Origin of the sequence: Sabulicella glaciei (assembly GCF_026183895.1) — a bacterium.
Lineage (GTDB): Bacteria > Pseudomonadota > Alphaproteobacteria > Acetobacterales > Acetobacteraceae > Roseococcus > Roseococcus glaciei.
The window spans coordinates 635,424-653,897 of sequence record NZ_JAPFQI010000001.1; the positions used below are offsets into that span (position 1 = coordinate 635,424).

Below are 18,474 nucleotides of genomic sequence, written 5' to 3' on the forward strand. Positions count from 1 at the left end.
CTCCGGATCAGATCAACCTTGCCAGGGTAGGGCGGGCCAGGCCCGCCCCAAATATTGTTAGATTCCCGGAGCGTGGGCGACAAACTTGGTCGTCAGGTAGGCCTCGAGCCCTTCCGGCCCGCCCTCGCTGCCATGGCCCGACTCCTTCACACCGCCGAACGGCGTCTCGGCCACGGAGATGCCGAAGGTGTTGATGCCCAGCAGGCCGCTCTCCACCCGCTCCTGCAGGCGGATGGCGCGGTCGCTGTCACGGGTGAAGGCATAGGCGGCGAGGCCATAAGGAAGGCGGTTCGCCTCGGCGAAGGCCTCGTCCTCGCTCGAGAAGCGGTTGATGAGGGCGACAGGGCCGAAGGGCTCCTCGGTCATCATGCGCGCGTTCATCGGCACGTCGGAAAGCACGGTCGGGCGGAAGAAGAAGCCCTCGTTGCCCATGCGCTCGCCGCCCGTGTGCAGCTTCGCGCCCTTGGAGGTGGCGTCGGCGATGAAGGCCGTCATGGCATCCACGCGGCGCGGATTGGCGAGCGGTCCCATCTGGATGCCGGACTCCATCCCGTCGCCCACCTTCAGCGCCTCGGTGGCCTTGGCGAAGGTTTCGACAAACTTCGCGTGGGACTTCTCGTGCACCATGAAGCGGGTCGGCGAGACGCAGACCTGCCCGGCATTGCGGAACTTGCCCGCTACGGCCATGACCGCCGCCTTCTCGGCATCCACGTCGTCGAAGACCAGCACGGGGGCGTGGCCGCCCAGTTCCATGGTGGTGCGCTGCGCCTTGTCCGCGGCCAGCTTCATCAATTGCTTGCCGACGGCAGTCGAGCCGGTGAAGGACACCTTGCGGATGACGTCGCTCGCCATGATGTGCGTGCTGACCTCGCCCGGGACGCCGAACACGACCTGGATCACGCCGGCCGGCGCGCCCGCCTCGGTGATGAGGCGCGCCATCTCGATCGCCGTCGCCGGCGTCTCCTCGGAGGGCTTGATGATGCAGGGGCAGCCGGCGGCGAGGCTGGCGGCCATCTTGCGGGCCGGGGTGATGGCCGGGAAGTTCCAGGGCGCGAAGGCCGCCGTGACGCCGACAGGCTGCTTCAGCACGATGTGGCGCGTGCCGCCGGCGCGGGCCGGGATGATGCGGCCATAGGCGCGCTTGCCTTCCTCGGCCATGAACTCGAACACGTCGGCCGCGGCGAGGACTTCCATCTTCGCCTCGGGGTGGGGCTTGCCCTCCTCCAGCGTCAGCATCGCGGCGATCGCGTCCGCGCGCTCGCGCATCGAATCGGCGGTCTTGCGGAGGATGCGGGCGCGCTCATAGGCCGGGGTGTTCGCCCAGACCGGCAGCGCCTTCTGCGCCGCTTCCAGGGCGCGGTCGAGATCGGCGGTGGATGCGTGGGGCAGGGTGCCCAGGCTCTGGCCCGTCGCGGGGTTCAGCACGGGCTCGCTGTTGCGGCCCTCGGCGCCGAGCCACTCGCCGGCAATGAGCATCTTCAATTCGGGATACTGTGACATCGGCGTTCCTCCGTATTCTTCCGGAGGATAGAGGTGATGCGGCCCGGCGCGAAGCCGGGTCAGTTCAGCATTCGCAGCCCGGCGCGGGATCGAAGGAGCCGCGGACGATGTGATGATCCACCCACTCGGCCACGAGGCGCCGCGCTTCCGTCACCGAAGATTCCGGATGGTGGACGCGATACAGCGTCGTGCAGGCCTGGAAGGCGACCATGTCAGGCTGGCCCAGGTCGCGCAGTTCGCGATAGGCGGTGACGACGGCCCGCTCGCAGCGCCGGGCGATGTGGCTGTAGTCGCGACCCATTGTAACCCTCCAAGTTGCGAATCACTCGCAACTTGGAGGGAGGATAGCGACGCTTGAACACGCGTTCAAGTGACGGCCGCGTCAGGCGCGCGAAACTGCCTCCGCGATGGCCTTGCCTACGTCCACGGTACCGGCCTGGCCGCCCAGGTCGCGAGTGCGCGGGCCGCCGTCGCGCAGCAGCGCCTCAATGGAGTCCGTGATGGCCTTGGCGGCATCACGCTCGCCCAGGTGGTCCAGCATCATCGCGCCGGACCAGATCTGACCGATCGGGTTCGCCACCCACTTGCCGGCGATGTCGGGCGCCGAGCCGTGCACCGGCTCGAACATCGAGGGATGGTCCTTCTCCGGGTTGATGTTGGCGCTGGCCGCGACGCCGATGGACCCGGCCACGGCCGGGCCGAGGTCGGACAGGATGTCGCCGAACAGGTTGGAGCCAACCACCACGTCGAACCAGTCCGGATGCTGCACGAAATGCGCGCAGAGGATGTCGATGTGGAACTGGTCCGTCGAAACCGCGGGATAGTTCTTCGCCATCTCTGCGAAGCGCTCGTCCCAGTAGGGCATGGTGAAGGTGATGCCGTTGGACTTGGTGGCGCTGGTCACCTTCTTGCGCGGGCGGGTCATCGCCAGCTCGAAGGCGTACTTGATGATGCGGTCCGTGCCCGTGCGGGTCAGGATGGATTGCTGCGAGACGAACTCACGGTCGGTGCCGGGGAACATGCGCCCGCCCACGGAGGAATATTCGCCCTCCGTGTTCTCGCGCACGACGTAGAAGTCGATCTCATGCGGCGCGCGGTCGGCCAGCGGCGTCTTCACGCCGGGCAGAAGCTTGCAGGGCCGGAGCGACACGTACTGGTCGAAGCCGCGCCGGATCGGAATCAGGAGGCCCCAGAGCGACACATGGTCCGGCACGCCCGGCCAGCCCACCGCGCCCAGGAAGACGCTGTCGCTGTCGCGAAGCTGGTCCAGCCCGTCATCGGGCATCATCTTGCCCGTCTCGGCGTAGGTCTCGCAGGACCAGTCGTAGTGCTTCAGCTCCAGCTCGAAGCCGAAGCGGCGGGCGGCCGCGTCAAGGACGCGCAGCCCCTCGGGCGTGGTTTCCTTGCCGATGCCATCCCCGGGAATGACGGCGATGCGGTGCTTGCGGCCGGCCATGGGACGCTTTCCCCTCTTGCTGAACCCGGCCGGGTTACGCCGCGCGGGGTCCCCCGGCAAGACGGCGCAGCAGGACCCCCAGGGGCAGGGCCAAGGCGACGAGCCCCGCCTGTACCGCCGGGCGCGGCCCGAAGGACAGATCGAGATTGGCGGCCGCGATGCGCGCGGCGGGCAGATTGGTAGTCAGGGCGTACCAGGCATACTCGAGCCCTGCCGCGCCGCCGACCGCTAGCACCGCGAGGCCGAGCAGCGCTGCCGGATGCGCCTGCCATCGCGCAGGCAGGAAGCGCCACGCGACGAGCCACAGGAACAGCCCCGCCATCAGCACGGGCTGCGAGGTGTCGGCCTTGCTCTGGATGAAGGCGTGCAGCAGGGCGAGAAGCGCAATGGGGAAGACCAGCCGGTGCAGCTTCTTCCAGCGCCGCCCCAGCCGCTTCATCCAGCCATCCGTGCTGGTCCAGCCCAGCACTGCGAGGCCAGCCAGCGCCACGAAACCCAGCGTCAGGTAGAAGCGGGACACGATCTCCAGCGCCACCCGCCAGATGACCCAGTTCTGGTCGGCGAAGTAGAGAGAAAGGTGAAGCACCGCCCAGGCCAGCGTCCCCAGCCCAAGCATCCGCCGCAGCGTGAAGAGCCTCGGCCAGGCGAGCGCCCGCCCAAGCGGCGTGACGGCAAGGGTGATCACGAGGAAGCGCAGCGCCCAACGCCCGGTCTCGTGCATGGCCTGGTTCAGCGGCTCCGGCCCAAGCCCGTCCGACAGTGCCAGCGAGAGGATCCACCCGGCTGGCAGGACCAGGGCGAGCAAGGTGGCGATCCGCAGGGGCGAGACACGCCCCGCACGGTCGCGCCAGGGTGCCGCGCTCACAGCCAGCGCCGTGCCAGGATCGCGTCCAGGACGCGTCCCGTCTCGTCGACTGGCGGGTGCCTTGGCGGAGACGCGGCGCCCAGCGGCGCAGCGAGACCGCGGGAATAAAGTTCGGCCAGGAGCCGGCGGTGGCGCGGCCCGAGGCCGGGAGGCTGGGCCACGAAGAGGGGCGCGGGGGAGAGCAGGGCTTCCGACAGCATCGAGATGGAATCTCCCGTCACGACCAGGCGCCCCGCCTGGGCCAGCAGGGACAGGTAGGGATTAGGTCCCTCCGTCCCGAAGCGATGGAGGTGGTGTGGCATGCCTTGCAGGGCTTCCGCCACGGCCTGCGACGCCTCCTCGCCCGTGCGGCGGGAGGTGGTGACGAAGAGAAAGCCGCCAAGCCCCGCAGCCTCGCGCGCGAAACGGGCGGCAAGGGCGGGGTCCATTCCCTCCGCGCGCACCGGACCGCCGAGCAGCAGCGCCACGTCGCAACGGGGCACGCGCGGCGCGGCCTTCAGGGACTCAGCGGTCACGCGATGGGTGGAACCGAGAATTTCCAGCTGATTATCCGTCTTTTTTGCACCGTCGTGCGACCCAACGACAAGGAGGTCGAAATCTTCCGCGCCTAGCCCGGGCCACATGCAATGCACGGTCCGCACCCCTCGCCGCCGCAGCCAGCGCGAGACTGGTGCGGCGCGCCGCCCGGCCGAGATGGCGATGCGCGGCCAGGGCGGAGCGAAGGCCGCATCATCGGAAAGGCCCAGAAGTGTTGGAAAGGGCACGGGAAGCGAGGCCCAGCGAGACCAGCGCAGGGGCACGCGTCGGAGCGGCAGCCCCAGCCGCTCGGCGATGCCCAGGGCCTGCGCGGCGGTGCCGGCGCGCGGATCTTCCAGCACCCAGACGGGTTCGGTCATTGTCGCGCCACCCGCGCGCGGCTATCGGGAGAGTGGCTTTCCCGGGGTTCCAGCATGACCATCCACCACGATTCCGGCTTCGACCGCGACGCCGCCCTGACCACCGCGCGCATCCTCCTGGAGATCAAGGCCGTGAACTTCCGGCCGGAGGACCCCTATACCCTGACCAGCGGCTGGAAGAGCCCCGTCTATATCGATTGCCGCAAGATCATCTCCTACCCCCGCGCGCGGGCCCGCATCTGCGATCTGGGCGTGGAGAAGATCAACCGCGCCGTCGGCTTCGAAACGATCGAGAGCATCGCGGGCGGCGAGACGGCGGGCATTCCCTTCGCGGCCTGGATCAGCGACCGCATGAACCTGCCCATGGCCTATGTCCGCAAGAAGCCCAAGGGCTTCGGGCGCAACGCTCTGATCGAAGGTGACGTTCCGGTCGGCAGGGAGACCCTGCTGGTCGAGGATCTGACGACGGATGGCGCCTCCAAGATCCGCTTCGCCCAGGCGCTGCGCGAGGCGGGGGCGAAATGCGCCCATACCTTCGTCGTGTTCTATTACGGTGTCTTCCCCGGTTCCTTCGAGCAGATGAAGGCCATGGACCTTTCGCTGCACCACCTCGCCTCCTGGTGGGACGTGCTGGAGGTGTGCCGGGAGCGCGACTACTTCCCTGAATCCTCGCTCGCCGGGGTGCGCCGCTTCCTGGAGGACCCGGTGGGATGGAGCCGCGCCAATGGCGGCGTCGGCAGCCTGGACGAGGCGCTGGCCCACAAGGGCAAGGGCGCCTGACGGGCGGGGAGGGGACATGAAGCGCTGGCTCCTCGCCTTCCTTCTCCTTGCGCTGCCGACGATGGCGCAGGGGCGCGACGCGCTCACCATCGGCATCACGCAATATCCCTCCACCTTCCACCCCAACATCGACAACATGGCGGCCAAATCCTACGTGCTGGGCTTCGCACGCCGTCCCGTCACCGCCTACGACGCCGAGTGGCGCCCCGTCTGCCTGCTCTGCGAGACGCTGCCGACCCTGGAGAATGGCCTCGCCGCGCGCGAGCGAACGCCGGACGGCAAGGAGGGCATCGCCGTCACCTGGGTGCTTCGCGAGGAGCTGCGCTGGGGCGACGGCACGCCCCTCACGACCGAGGATCTGCGCTTCGCCTGGGAGGCGGGACGCGAGGCGGCGACCGGCTTCGGCCCCGCCGAGTTCTACCGCTCCGCCTACGAGTTCACCGCCCACGACGCGCGGCGCTTCACCATCCGCTTCGACAAGGTGACCTTCGAGTTCGCCAGTCTGGGCGATTTCGCCCCGCTGCCCGCGCATCTGGAGCGCGAGCGATGGCGGGCCGACCCGCGCGGCTATCGCATGCGCACCCTCTACGACACGGAGCCGACCAATCCCGGCCTTTGGAACGGCCCCTACCGCATCACCGCCGTCCAACCCGGCTCCGGCGTGACGCTGGAGCGCAACGAGCGCTGGTCCGGCCCCGCCCCGCATTTCCGTCGCATCCAGGTCCGCACCGTGGAGAACACGGCGAGCCTGGAGGCGCAGCTTCTGGCCGGACAGGTGGACATGGTTGCGGGCGAGTTGGGCCTGTCGGTGGAGCAGGCCTCCGCCCTGATGCGCCGCGCCGGCAACCGCTTCCAGGTCGAGTACAAGTCCGGCCTGATCTACGAGCACGTGGACCTTCGCCTCGACCACCCGGCGCTTTCCGACCGGCGGGTGCGGCAGGCGCTGCTGCACGCGCTCGACCGGCCGCAGATCGTCGCGCGGCTCTTCGAGGGACGGCAGACCGTGGCGCACTCGACAGTGAATCCGCTCGACTGGGTGCACGAGGCAGCGACGCGGCAATACGCGCACGACCCTGCCCGCGCTGTCGCGCTGCTGGAGGAGGCGGGGTGGCGTCCCGGCCCCGGCGGCATCCGCGTGAACGCATCCGGCGAGCGCCTGTCCTTTGAGCTGATGACCACCGCCGGCAACCGCTCGCGGGAGGCGGTGCAGCAGGTGCTCCAGGCGCAGTGGCGCGCCGTGGGCGTGGAGGTGCGCATCCGCAACGAACCGCCGCGCGTCTTGTTCGGCGAGAGCCTGTCCCGACGCCGCTTCGGCGGAGCCGCCATGTATGCCTGGATCTCCGCGCCCGAGGGCGTGCCGCGCACCTCCCTCCACTCGGAGGAGATCCCCTCGGCCGAGCGCAACTGGTCGGGACAGAACTACACTGGCTTCCGCAACGCGGAGATGGACGCGCTGCTGGAAGCCCTGCCGCAGGAGCTGGACCGGGAAAGGCGGCGCGAGATGTGGCGGCGCCTCCAGGCCATCTATGCCGAGGAATTGCCGGCCCTGCCGCTCTGGTTCCGCCAGGACGCGCATCTCTGGCCGCGCTGGCTGGAAGGGGTGCGGCCAACCGGGCACCTCAACCCCTCCACCCTCTGGGCCGAGGAATGGCGGGCGCGCTGATCCTCCGCCGCCTCCTGCAGATCGCGGTGACCACCGCGATCCTGTCGCTCTGCGCCTTTCTCCTGATCGGGCTGATGCCGGGCGACCCGATCGACCTCGCCATCGCGGGCGATCCGCGACTTTCGGCGGCGGACGCGGCACGGATGCGGGCGCTGCACGGCCTGGATCAACCCCTGCTCGCGCGATACCTCGCCTGGGCGCAGTCGGTCCTGGGCGGGAATTTCGGCCATTCCCGCCTCTTCGCGCAGCCCGTTTCCGCGCTGCTAGGCCCGGCGCTGCTCTCGACGCTCGAATTGCTGGGCCTCGCGCTGCTGCTGGCCTTGGGTGCGGGGGTCGGGCTGGGGGCGCTGGCGGCGCTGCGGCCGCGCTGGTCAGGACCCGTGCAGGCCCTGGCGCTGGCGGCCCAGGCCGTGCCCACCTTCTGGCTCGGGCTCCTCCTTATCATCCTCTTCGCCGTCACGCTTGGCTGGCTGCCGGCGGGCGGGGCGGAGGGCGGCTGGCGCTTCCTCCTCCTGCCGGTCGTCACCCTGGCCTTCGCCAACCTCGCCGCCTACACGCGCCATTCTGCCGCCGCGCTGCGCAGCGCCCTGGCCGAGCCGCATATCCGCACCGCCCGCGCCAAGGGCGCGTCCGAGGCGCGGGTGCTGTGGCGGCATGCCTGGCCCAACGCCGCCATTCCCGTTGTCGCCGTCGCGGCGCTGGATGCCGGGGCGCTGGTGTCGGGCGCCTTGGTGACGGAAACCGTCTTCGCCCGGCCCGGCATGGGCAAGCTGATCTTCGATGCGGTGATGGGCAGCGACTTCAACCTCGCCCTGCTGGCGCTGCTGGTCGTCGCCGTGGTGACCATGCTGGCGACGCTGGCCGCTGACCTCGTCCAGCGCTGGCTGGACCCGCGCCTCGCGTGAAGGCGGGGCTCATCCTCCTCGGCGCGCTGGTCCTGGCGGCTTTGGCTGCGCCGCTCGCCGCCGCTGCGCTCGGGCATGACCCGTTCCTGCCGGATCTGTTCAACCGCTTCGCGCCACCGTCCGTGGAACATCCGCTCGGTACCGACGAACTGGGGCGTGACGTGCTGCTGCGCCTTCTGCACGGGGCGCGGGTTTCGCTGGCGGTCGGGCTGGCGGCGGCGCTGGCGGCGACGGTGATTGGCACGACGGCGGGACTGCTCGCCGCCTGGAAGGGCGGCTGGATGGATGCGGCGCTGATGCGCCTGGCCGACGGGATGCTGGCGCTGCCGGCCCTGCCGCTCCTCGTCATCCTGGCGGCGCTGGACCCGGCGGCGATCGGCCTGCCGCGCGGCGAGGCGCTGTCCGACATGATCCGCATCGCCGGGCTGCTGGCGCTGTTCGGCTGGGTCGGGGTGGCGCGGCTGGTGCGGGCGGGCGCGCTTTCCGTGCTGGCGCGCGACTTCGTGCGGGCGGCGCGGGCCATGGGTGTGGGAGAGGCACGCATCCTGCGCCGCCATGTCTTGCCGGAGCTGGCGACTCCCATCGCCATCGCCACGGCGCTCGCGGTCGGCGGCGCCGTGCTGGCCGAGAGCACGCTCAGCTTCCTCGGCCTTGGCATCGCGCCGCCTGCGCCCTCCTGGGGCAACATGCTCGCCAACGCGCAGGAGCTGGCGTTTCAGGCGCCGCTCGTCGCGCTTTGGCCCGGGCTTGCCATCCTGCTGGCCGTGCTGGGCTGCAACCTCGTCGCCGACGCTATTTCGCGGCAGCGGCGCTGAAGGCACCGACCCGTCTCGCGAAGCTGTCGCGCACCGCGGAGGCATGCTCCTCCATCACGCGGCGCAGCGCGTCGAGATTCGGGATCTCCCGCCCGACCTTCGCACCGGCCACCTCGCGCATCGCCTCCTCGGCCGTGGGCGGCAGCGCCGCCTCGCGCCACTTGCCGACCGTGAGGCGCAGCAGGCTGAGTAGGGTCCGCCACAGCCGCTCGGCCCGGATCAGAGTCTCGGCCTCTTGCTCATCCAGAAGCCCCTCACGGCCCAGGGCGCGCAGCACGTCGCGGGTCGTGCCGCGCAGGAGGCGCGGGTGCGAATGCGCATGGGCCACGGTCATCGCCTGGGCGATGAACTCGACCTCCGTCAGGCCGCCCGGCATGCCCTTGATGTCCCAGGGACCGTCCGGCGGCAGGTCGCGCAGCAGGCGGGCGCGCATCGCGGCGGCATCCGCCAGCACGGCCTCTGCGTCGCGCGGTTGAGTCAAGGCGGATTGCACCGAGTCGCGCACCGCCCGAGACAGCGCGGCCGGGCCTGCGATGACCCGCGCGCGGGTGAGGGCCATGCGCTCCCAAGTCCAGGCCTCCTCGGCGTGGTAGCGCTGGAAGGAGGAGAGCCGCACCGCCACCGGCCCTTTGTTGCCCGAGGGGCGCAGCCGCATGTCCACCTCGAAGGCGCGCCCCTCCGCGCCGGGCGCGGTCAGCGCGGCGACGATCTGGTGCGCGAGTCGGATGAAGTACTCCGAAGGCGCGAGGGAGCGTGCCCCGCCTTGGCTGCCCTCGGCCTCCGGATCGCAATCGTAGATCAGGATCAGGTCGAGGTCGGAGGCGGGCAGCATCTCCTTGCCCCCTAGCTTGCCCAAGGCCAGCACCGCCATGCCGCCGCCAGGCACCTCACCGAAGCGGCGGGCGAAATCCGCCTGGACGGCCGGCAGCAGGGCGGAGACGGCGGCATCCGACACGGCCGAACGGCATTCGCCCGCGCTGTCCGCGTCCATCCGCCCTTCCAGCGCCGCCGCGTCCACCTCGAACATGCGCTCGACCACCATGCGGCGCGTTGCCTCCAGCGCGTCGTCCAGGTCGCGCGCCTCGCGCAGCAAGGCGGGCAGGGTGGCGAGGGGTTTCTCGCCCGGTGGCGCGTGGGTGCCGGCCAGCAGCCCCTCCAGCGCCGCCGGGCGCCGGGCCAGATGGTCGGCCAGCGTCGGCGCAGCGCCGAGCAGCCCGGCCAGGCGGATGAGCAGGCGAGGATTGCGGTGCAGCACCGACAGGAACTGCACCCCCGCCGCAAGCTTGCCGAGAAGCGAGTCGAGCCGCGCCAGCGCCGCTTCCGGCTCCCGTTGCCGCGCGAAGGCGGCGAGCAGAGCCGGCATCATCTCGGTCAACAGCTCGCGTGCGCGTTCGGAGCGCGTGGCGCGCGGGCGGCCGTGGTGCCAACCGCGCACCATGGCAGCGACGGAGGATGCGTCGCGGAACCCCATGCCGCGCAGCGTCTCCAGGGTTTCCGGATCGTCCTCGACGCCGGTGAAGACAAGGCTGCCGCCCTCGCCGTCGCCGGCCGAGAGCCGCGGCGCCGTCTCGAACATGGAGGTATAGTGGCTCTGCACGCGCAGCTGGTGCTCTGTGAGAGCGGCGGAGAAGGCCTCGGCATCCGGATAGCCCATGAAGCGGGCGATGCGCGCCAGCTCGTCCGGCGCCTCCGGAAGCCTGTGGGTCTGGCGGTCCGCCACCATCTGCAACCGATGCTCGGTGTTGCGGAGGAAGACGTAGGCGTCGGCGAGGTCGGCGGCGGCGCGGCGGTCCATCTTGCCCGCGCCAGCCAGTGCTGCCAGCGCGCCAAGCGTCGTGGGGTCGCGCAGCCCTGGGTCACGCCCGCCCCAGATCAGCTGCAGCACCTGCGCGGTGAACTCGATCTCGCGGATGCCGCCGCGGCCGAGCTTCACGTCATGCCCCGCCACGGCGATGGTGCCGCCCGCGCCCTTCTCGCCCTTGTGGCGGTGGATCTGGCGCTTGATGGAATGGATGTCGGCGACGGCTGCGAAATCGAGATGCCTTCGCCAGACGAAGGGGCGCAACTCCTTCAGGAGGGCGTCGCCCGCCGCGCGGTCCCCCGCGACGGGGCGCGCCTTGATCATCGCGGCGCGTTCCCAGTTCTGGCCGAGGCTCTCGTAGTAGGTGAGCGCCATGGGGACGGAGACGCAAAGGGGCGTCGCGGCTGGGTCGGGGCGGAGGCGAAGGTCGGTCCGAAAGACGTAACCCTCGCCGGTGCGTTCCTCAATCAGCCGCACGAGGTCGCGCGCCAGCCGCACATAGGGGGCGGCACCGTGCTCCTCGTGGTAGGCTGCCGAATCGGGATCATGCAGCAGCATCAGGTCAATATCGGAGGAGTAGTTCAGCTCCCTCCCACCCAGCTTCCCCATGCCGAGCACGATGAGGCCGGAGCCGCGAGTGATCGCGCGCGGCTCGCCCTTGGCGCGCGGGAGGCGGACCTGACCGCGGCGATGCGCGTCCAGCAGCAGATGGGCGCAGGCAAATTCGATCGCGCTGTCCGCGAGGTCGGACAGTGCGCCGGTCACGCTGTCCAGGCTCCACAGCCCCGCGAGGTCGGCGGCGGCGGCCACCAGCGCGCCTTGCCGCTTGGCGCGCCGCAGCAGCGTCGCCACCGCCTCGCGCGGGGAGGCCGGGTCGGCCTTTGTCAGGGGCTCCAGCGCGCAGGCCATCGCGTCCTCCGGCCCACGATCCAGCAGGCGGATCAGGCTCGGCGCCTCGCCGACCGCGAGGTCGGAAAGGAAGGGGCTGTGGCCGCCGATGCGGTCGAGCAGGGCCTGGGCGTCGGATCGCGCGGCGAGGGCCTGGCGGGCCGCGTCGCCCTCGGCAAGGCGGGCGCGCAGCGTGGCGGCGGCCTCGGGGTCGTGGATCGGGCTTTCGGGCATCGGGACAGAGGGAAGGCCGGGCGATGATCGGGGGTCAAGCCCTTCGCCGCCACCGATGGCTCCGCTGGTTTCTGGCTCTCCTGGTCGCAATCCCCTTGCTGGGTGGGATGGCGGCGGGTGCGCTGATCTGGCGGCTGGGTCAGGGCCCCCTGTCTGTGCCCGTCCTGGCGCGGCAGATCGAGCAGCAACTGACGCCGGAGGGAGGAAGGGGCCGCCTTTCCGTCGCCGAGGCGCGCCTTGCCTGGGATGGGTTCCGGGGCGCGACACCGATCGAGGTGCAGGTTTCCGGCGTCGCGCTGCGCGACGAGGCAGGGCGAATGGTAGGTGCCTTGCCCGATGCCTCGCTGTTCCTGGCCCTGCGGCCGCTCCTGCGCGGAAGGCTGGCCCCGACGGAAATCGTCCTGCGCAACCCGGAGATCCGCCTGCGCCGGGAAGAGGACGGACGGCTTCACCTGGACCTCCCGGGCGAGGGGGAACCGCGCGAGGCGGCGCCGGCCGACGCCACCGCCGACCTGCTGACCGAATTGATGCGCCCCGGCTCGTCCGACTCTCCCGTCGCCGAGCTGCGCCGCCTTCGCATCCGTCATGGGCTCGTCGCCGTGCGGGACCAGGCGCTGGACCGCATGTGGCGGCTGCAGGGCGTGGAGGTCGAGATCCACCGCGACCTGGGAGGCGTGCTGCTGGCCGATGGCGAGGCCGAGCTGGTCACGGCGGGCACGACTGTCCCGGTCCATGTCTCGGGCGAAGGGCGCGGTGATCCCTGGTCGCTCACGGCGCGGCTTGCCCTGCCCGTGCTGCGCCCGACGGAGATCGCCCGCATCTTTCCCGCCGCCGAGGCGCTTTCCGCGCTGGACGCGCCGCTCGCGTTGGAAGCCGCGGCGTCCTTCGACCAGGAAGGGACGCCGCGCGGCATCTCGGTGAACTTGTCGGCGCCGGAGGGCGGCCGCATCGCTGGGCTTCCCTTCGCGGCGTTGGAAGCGCGGCTGCACGCGACGGAAGAGCGGCTGGACCTGGAGGAGGCGCGGATCGGCGTCGGCCCACGGTCGCTTTCCGCCCAGGGCGTGCTGCTGCGACACGATTCGGGCTGGCGCGGCCGGCTGAACATCGGCGCGGATGCTGTAGAGGCGGAGGAATTTGCCCGGCAGTGGCCCAGCACGCTCTGGCCCGAGACGCGCGCCAGCGTGGTGGGCGCCTGGCCGCGCGGCCGAGTGGATGCGATCTCGCTCGGTCTGGACGTGACAGCGGACGGGGCGCTGCGTGAATGGCGCCTGGAGGGCGGCGAGGCACAGGCCCGCGCATCCGGGGTGACGCTGGCGCTTGACGGGCTCGGGCGCATCAACCTGGATGCCGCCGAGCTGGACGCCGCGGCGGCACGCGGCGCCCTGACGCTGCGGCGCGCCGAGATCCGGCTGGAACCCGTCGCGCAAGGCGCGCCCGCCACGGTGCTGCGCGCCTCCGGTGCCGCGCGGGCCGAGGGTGGAAAGTGGCGCGGCGGCGCGGAGCTCGCGCTTGACCGGGTCAGGCTCAACGACCTTCGGACCCTGTGGCCGACCGGACTCGGCGGACCGGAGCGGAGCTGGATCACGGAGAACCTCACGGTCGGCGAAATCCGCAATGGCCGCTGGATCGTGGAGGCGGAGGCGGCGAGCGACTTCTCGACCCTCACGCCGCTCGTCCTGCGCGGCGAGGCGCGGGTGGAGGGGGCGACGGTCCACTGGCTCCGCCCCGTGCCGCCTGTCCGTGGCGTCTCGGCGACGGTGCGCTTCGGGCTGGAGGAGGTCACCGTCGTGACGCGCGGCGGACGGCAGGAGCGCGATGGCGGGGAGGCGGGCGCGCTGGAGGTCCGTGATGCCAATCTGCGCTTCCTGTTCCCCGCAGGTCAGATGCCGCGCACGGAGATGACCTTGAACCTCGCCGGGCCGGTCACGGACGTGGTCGCCATCGTCCGCCATCCGCGGCTGCATCTGTTCGACCGACGGCCCTTTCCGGTGACGGTGGCGGCGGGAACGATGGAGGGGACGCTGAACCTGGTCTTTCCCCTCGCAGCCAATCTCACGACGGACCAGCTGCGCCTGCGCGCCGAGAGTCGCGTCCGGGGCGGGCGCCTCACGCGCCTCCTGCTCGAGCGTGACCTGGAGGAGATCAACGCCGAGTTGGCGCTGGACACGGACTCCATGCGTGTCGCCGGCAACGCGAATTTTGCGGCGACGCCGGTGCGGGTCGGGGTGGAGATGGATTTCCGGCAGGGGCCGGCGACGCAAGTCGTCTCGCGCGAAACGGCGAGCGGCCGCTTCGATGCGCGCGTGCTGGCGGAACTGGGTCTCGATGCCAGCGGGCTCCTCTCCGGCCCCGTGGCGATCGAGGCGCGGACCGAGCGCCGGCGCAACAACCAGGGCACCGTGGCGCTGCGCGGCGACCTTCGCGACGCGGTGCTCCGCTTCTCACCGCTGAACTGGGTCAAGCCGCGCGGTACGCCGGGCAGCGCCGAGGCCTCGCTGCGCCTGAACGGCGAGGCGCTGACCAGCATCGAGAACATCCGCATCGAGGCCCTGGAGCTTGCGCTGCGTGGCCGGGCCGTCGCGCCGCGCGGCAGCCGGATCGAACGCGTCGAGTTCGCTGAAAGCCTGTTCGGCGGCAGCCGCTTCGTGGGCGATGCGCGCGCGCCGGCGCAGCGCGGCGGTCCTTGGACCGTGGCGCTGCGTGGACCCGTACTCGACCTGCGTCCGGTCTTCGGTCCCGCCGGCCACGTCTCGGGCGGCGCGGCACGCGACCGGCTGGCGCCGAATGAAGGGGAGGGCGACGCACCGCCGCTGCTGCTCGACCTGCGTTTCGACCAGGTGCTGCTGGGCGAGCGGCGCGACGTCTTCGGCGTGGTCGCGCGCGGTGCCACCGACCGGCATGGCGTGCTTCGCGAGGCCGCGCTGCGTGGCGCCACCGCGCGGGGCGCCGGCGGGTTCGAGCTGGCGCTGACGCCGCGCGGACAGGCACGGACCCTTCGTGGCGTGGCCGATGATGGCGGCGCGCTGCTGAATGCGCTCGGCATCACCTCCTCCGTGCGCGGGGGGCGGATGACGCTGGCGGCGCAGTATGCCGAAAGCCGGCCCGGGGCGCCGCTCAGCGGCACGGCGGAACTGGACCAGTTCGTGGTGCGCGACGCCCCGGCGCTCGGCAAGACATTGCAGGCGATGACGCTCTACGGGCTCGTCGAGGCGATGCAGGGCGGAAGCGGGCTTGCCTTCGCCCGCGCCATCGTGCCCTTCACCCTGACGCCGGATGAGGTCCGCATCGCCGACGCGCGCGCCTTTTCCGCCTCGCTCGGCGTGACGGCGCGGGGGCGATTGCTGCGGGAGCGGGGCGTACTGGACATGGAGGGGACGATCGTGCCGGCCTATTTCTTCAACTCGCTCCTGGGGAACCTTCCGCTGATCGGCCGGCTTTTCTCGCCCGAGGCAGGGGGCGGCCTGTTCGCTGCGACCTTCCGTGCGCAAGGCGATGCGGACGACCCGCAGGTGACGGTGAACCCGCTGGCCGCGCTGACGCCGGGCTTCCTGCGCGGCCTGTTCGGCCTCGCCGACAGCGGAGCCCCGCGGCGGTGACGGTTTTCGGCGCACCGCTCCGGCGCTTCGAGGATGCACGATTCCTCGTTGGACGCGGCGACTACGTGGCCGACCGCGTGCTCCCCGGCGCTCTCCGGGCCGTGTTCCTTCGCTCGCCGCACGCGCATGCGAAGCTGCTTTCGGTCGAGGTGGAGGCGGCGCGGGCCATACCCGGCGTGCGCCTGGTCGTGACGGGGGCCGACCTCGCGACCGCCGGCATCGGGTCGTTGCGCTGTGCCAACACCCTCGCGGGCGCCGAGATCCCGCTGCGCGAGCCGCCTCGCCCCTGCCTCGCCACCGACCGCGTGCGCCACGTCGGCGAGGCGGTGGCGCTGGTCGTTGCCGAGACCGAGGCGCAGGCGCTGGATGCCGCGGAACTCGTCGCGGTGGATTACGAGGCGCTCCCCGCCGTCACGGACCCCCTGGATCCGTCCGGGCCCGCGCTGCACGACATCGCGCCCGACAATCTCGCCTTCCTCTGGAGCAAGGGCGACACGGAAGCCGTGCGCGACAGCTTCGCGCGCGCGGCGCGGGTGATCGAGGCCACGATCCCGAACCAGCGCGTCACCTGTGCGCCCATCGAGCCGCGCGCCGCCCTGGCCTGGGAGGAAGGTGGGCGCCTCCACCTCCTGTGCAATGGGCAGGCGGTGCATGGCATGCGGTCGCAGATCGCTTCGACGATGGGGCTTGAACCGGAGGCCCTGCACGTCGTCGCACCGGATGTGGGCGGCGGGTTCGGCGTGAAGAACGTGGCCTTCCCGGAGCATGTGGCGCTCCTCCATGCCGCGCGGCGGCTCGGCGCCCCGGTCCGCTGGATCTCGACCCAGGCGGAGGATTTCGCCGCCTCCGCCCATGGCCGCGCCCTGCACGGGACGGCACGCCTCGCCCTCGATGGCGAGGGGCGCATGCTGGCGCTGGATGTGCAGGCCGTCGCGGAGATGGGCGCCTACCTGTCCCTGCACGGGCCGCACTGTCCGACCAATGCGGCCTCGACCGCCATGGGGGGCTGCTACGACATCCCGGCCATCCGCTTCTCCGTGCGCGGCGTCTTCACCAACGCCGCGCCCGTCGAGGCGTATCGCGGCGCCGGCAAGCCAGAAGCCAATTTCCTGATCGAATCCCTGATCGAGCTGGCGGGTGGGGAGCGGCACGACCTGCGCGCCCGCAACCTGATCGCCAGCCATCCCCACCGCACCGCGCTGGGCATGAACATCCTCGAAGGCGCCTTCCCCGAGCGCCTGCAGGAGGCCGCGCGCCTCGCGGACCGCGCCGGCTTCGCGGGACGCCGCAGGGACAGCGAAGCGCGCGGCAAGCTCCGCGGCTTCGGCCTGACCTGCTTCCTGGAAACGGCGCGCGGCAGCCCCGGCGAATGGGCGCGGCTGCGGCTGCTGAAGGATGGCGGGGTGGAACTGGCGGTCGGCACGCAAAGCAACGGCCAGGGCCACGAGACCAGTTTCCCGCAATACGCCGCCACCCTGCTGGACATCCCGCCCGAAGCGTTCCGCTACGTCCAGGCCGACACGGACCGCATCGTGCGCGGCAATGGCCACGGCGGCGCCCGCTCCCTGCACATGGGCGGCGAGGCCATCCGGCTTGCTGCGGCAGCCCTGCTCGCCTCCGCGCGCACCGCCGCTGCCCGGCTGCTGCAATGCGACCCGAACGCGCTGCACTACACCGCCGGCCGCTTCACCCTGACCGATTGCCGCGGCCTCGACCTGGTCGAGGTGGCGGCGCTGGAAGGCGCGCTGGAGGGCGAGGCGGCGCACGGCGTGGACCTCGTCACCTTTCCCAATGGTGCCCACGCCGCCGAGGTGGAGGTCGACCCCGAGACGGGCGAGGTCGCGTTGCTCTCATACCTCGCCGTCGATGACTATGGGCGCGTGCTCAACCCGTTGCTGCTCCGCGGCAGCGTGCAGGGCGGGCTGGCGCAGGGCATCGGGCAGGCGATGATGGAACGCATCGCCTATGATGCCGATGGCCAGCTGCTTTCGGCCGGCTTCTCCGACTACGCCATGCCCCGCGCTTCGGACCTTCCCGAGCTGCGGGTGGAGCTGCGCGAGGACCAGCCCACCGAGGCGAACGGGCTTGGGGTGAAGGGGAGCGGCCAGGCCGGATGCATCGCCGCGCCGCAGGCGGTGATGGCGGCGATCCGCGATGCGCTGGGCGCGGACATCACCATGCCCGCGACGCCGGAGAAGGTCTGGCGGGCGATCAGTTCTCGCCCTCGGGCTCCAGGTCCACGCTGACGCTGAGGGTGTGAGCGCCGCCGCCCAGCAGCACCCCGCGCATCGGCGAAACATCGGCGAAGTCCCGCCCCCAGGCGAGCAGCACGTGCTCGTCCCGCACGACGATGCCGTTGGTCGGGTCGAGCTGCGCCCAGCCGAGGCGCGGGCCGAGCCAAGCCTGCACCCAGGCATGGGACTGATCGGCCCCGCGCCGCCGTGGCTGGCCAGGGGGCGGACGCGTCCGCACGTAGCCGGAGACGTAGCGCGCCGGCAGCCCCATCCCGCGCAGCGCCGAGAGCATCACCTGGGTGAAGTCCTGGCACACGCCGCGCCGCGTCCGCATCACCTCGGCGATCGGCGTGGTGATGCTGGTGACGCCCGCCTGGAAGGTGAAGTCGCGCCGGATGCGGGCATTGAGGTCTATCAGGCCGGGCAGCATGGGCTGGCCGGGGGGGAAGGAAGGCGAGGCATAGTCGCGCGTCGCGGAAAGCAGCGGAACGGTCGCGGTGGGCAGGGCGAACTCGGCGGCTTCCGCGTCGTGCGCGGCGTCGCGCGCTGCTTCCCAAGGCGGCGTCTCGGCGGGTGGGGCGGCGAAACCCACTTCGACCAGGCTTTCCGCGGTCACCTCGAAGGCGGTGTGCGGCGCGGCGAGGAAGAGCCGCGTCGCCGGGTTGCCGAAATGGTCCGGCGCCTCCGTGTGGTGGTCGGGGGCGGGCAGGCATGTGATGCGCGTCGAGATCACCTTCTGCCCCGGCAGCTCGCGCGGGCGCAGATGCAGGAGATGGGAAGCGAGGTCTACCGGGTACTGGTACTCATAGGCGGTCCGGTGGCGCAGCCAGTAGATCGGCAT

General features: G+C 71.4%; 13 protein-coding genes. 6 read left to right on the forward strand and 7 right to left on the reverse strand.

Going from position 1 to position 18,474, the window contains the following annotated elements:
- Nucleotides 1-57: 57 nt before the first annotated feature.
- From OF850_RS02910 to OF850_RS02930, 5 genes are all read right to left on the reverse strand, one after another.
- A complete protein-coding gene (locus tag OF850_RS02910) occupies nucleotides 58-1,500 on the reverse strand; it encodes an NAD-dependent succinate-semialdehyde dehydrogenase (RefSeq protein ID WP_301588208.1) in 1,443 nt (480 codons plus the stop codon).
- Nucleotides 1,501-1,564: 64 nt separating this feature from the next.
- On the reverse strand, nucleotides 1,565-1,801 hold the full coding sequence (locus tag OF850_RS02915) for a hypothetical protein (protein WP_301588209.1): 237 nt from the start codon (nucleotides 1,799-1,801) through the stop codon (nucleotides 1,565-1,567).
- An 81-nt stretch (nucleotides 1,802-1,882) separates the two neighbouring features.
- Nucleotides 1,883-2,956: a tartrate dehydrogenase gene (locus tag OF850_RS02920; protein ID WP_301588210.1), complete on the reverse strand. Its 1,074-nt coding sequence runs from the start codon at nucleotides 2,954-2,956 to the stop codon at nucleotides 1,883-1,885.
- Between the two features lie 34 nt (nucleotides 2,957-2,990).
- Nucleotides 2,991-3,821: a protein-methionine-sulfoxide reductase heme-binding subunit MsrQ gene (locus OF850_RS02925; RefSeq protein ID WP_301588211.1), complete on the reverse strand. Its 831-nt coding sequence runs from the start codon at nucleotides 3,819-3,821 to the stop codon at nucleotides 2,991-2,993.
- A complete protein-coding gene (locus OF850_RS02930) occupies nucleotides 3,818-4,717 on the reverse strand; it encodes a mitochondrial fission ELM1 family protein (RefSeq protein WP_301588212.1) in 900 nt (299 codons plus the stop codon). Before OF850_RS02930 ends, OF850_RS02925 begins: the two co-directional genes overlap by 4 nt.
- 54 nt (nucleotides 4,718-4,771) lie before the next feature.
- Between OF850_RS02930 and OF850_RS02935 the strand changes: the two genes are divergently transcribed.
- Genes OF850_RS02935 through OF850_RS02950 form a run of 4 tightly spaced genes read left to right on the forward strand, consistent with a single transcriptional unit; the run spans nucleotide 4,772 to nucleotide 8,880 of the window.
- Entirely contained in the window at nucleotides 4,772-5,497 is a 726-nt protein-coding gene (locus OF850_RS02935) for an orotate phosphoribosyltransferase (RefSeq protein WP_301588213.1), read from the forward strand.
- Nucleotides 5,498-5,513: 16 nt separating this feature from the next.
- Nucleotides 5,514-7,160 carry a peptide ABC transporter substrate-binding protein gene (locus OF850_RS02940; protein WP_301588214.1) on the forward strand — a complete coding sequence of 549 codons (1,647 nt, stop codon included), beginning with the start codon at nucleotides 5,514-5,516 and terminating at the stop codon, nucleotides 7,158-7,160.
- Nucleotides 7,145-8,065, forward strand: coding sequence for an ABC transporter permease (locus OF850_RS02945; protein WP_301588215.1), 921 nt, complete (start codon nucleotides 7,145-7,147; stop codon nucleotides 8,063-8,065). Before OF850_RS02940 ends, OF850_RS02945 begins: the two co-directional genes overlap by 16 nt.
- Complete coding sequence (locus tag OF850_RS02950; protein WP_301588216.1) at nucleotides 8,062-8,880, forward strand: ABC transporter permease; 819 nt, start codon at nucleotides 8,062-8,064, stop codon at nucleotides 8,878-8,880. Before OF850_RS02945 ends, OF850_RS02950 begins: the two co-directional genes overlap by 4 nt.
- Here the strand turns inward: OF850_RS02950 and OF850_RS02955 are convergent.
- Nucleotides 8,858-11,803 (reverse strand): bifunctional [glutamine synthetase] adenylyltransferase/[glutamine synthetase]-adenylyl-L-tyrosine phosphorylase, encoded by a 2,946-nt coding sequence (locus OF850_RS02955; protein ID WP_301588217.1) that lies wholly within the window; start codon nucleotides 11,801-11,803, stop codon nucleotides 8,858-8,860. The genes OF850_RS02950 and OF850_RS02955 overlap by 23 nt on opposite strands.
- Before the next feature lie 23 nt (nucleotides 11,804-11,826).
- Between OF850_RS02955 and OF850_RS02960 the strand changes: the two genes are divergently transcribed.
- Nucleotides 11,827-15,399 (forward strand): AsmA-like C-terminal region-containing protein, encoded by a 3,573-nt coding sequence (locus tag OF850_RS02960; RefSeq protein ID WP_301588218.1) that lies wholly within the window; start codon nucleotides 11,827-11,829, stop codon nucleotides 15,397-15,399.
- Nucleotides 15,396-17,645 carry a xanthine dehydrogenase family protein molybdopterin-binding subunit gene (locus tag OF850_RS02965; protein WP_301588219.1) on the forward strand — a complete coding sequence of 750 codons (2,250 nt, stop codon included), beginning with the start codon at nucleotides 15,396-15,398 and terminating at the stop codon, nucleotides 17,643-17,645. Before OF850_RS02960 ends, OF850_RS02965 begins: the two co-directional genes overlap by 4 nt.
- Here the strand turns inward: OF850_RS02965 and OF850_RS02970 are convergent.
- Nucleotides 17,611-18,474 (reverse strand): transglutaminase family protein, encoded by an 864-nt coding sequence (locus OF850_RS02970; RefSeq protein WP_301588220.1) that lies wholly within the window; start codon nucleotides 18,472-18,474, stop codon nucleotides 17,611-17,613. The genes OF850_RS02965 and OF850_RS02970 overlap by 35 nt on opposite strands.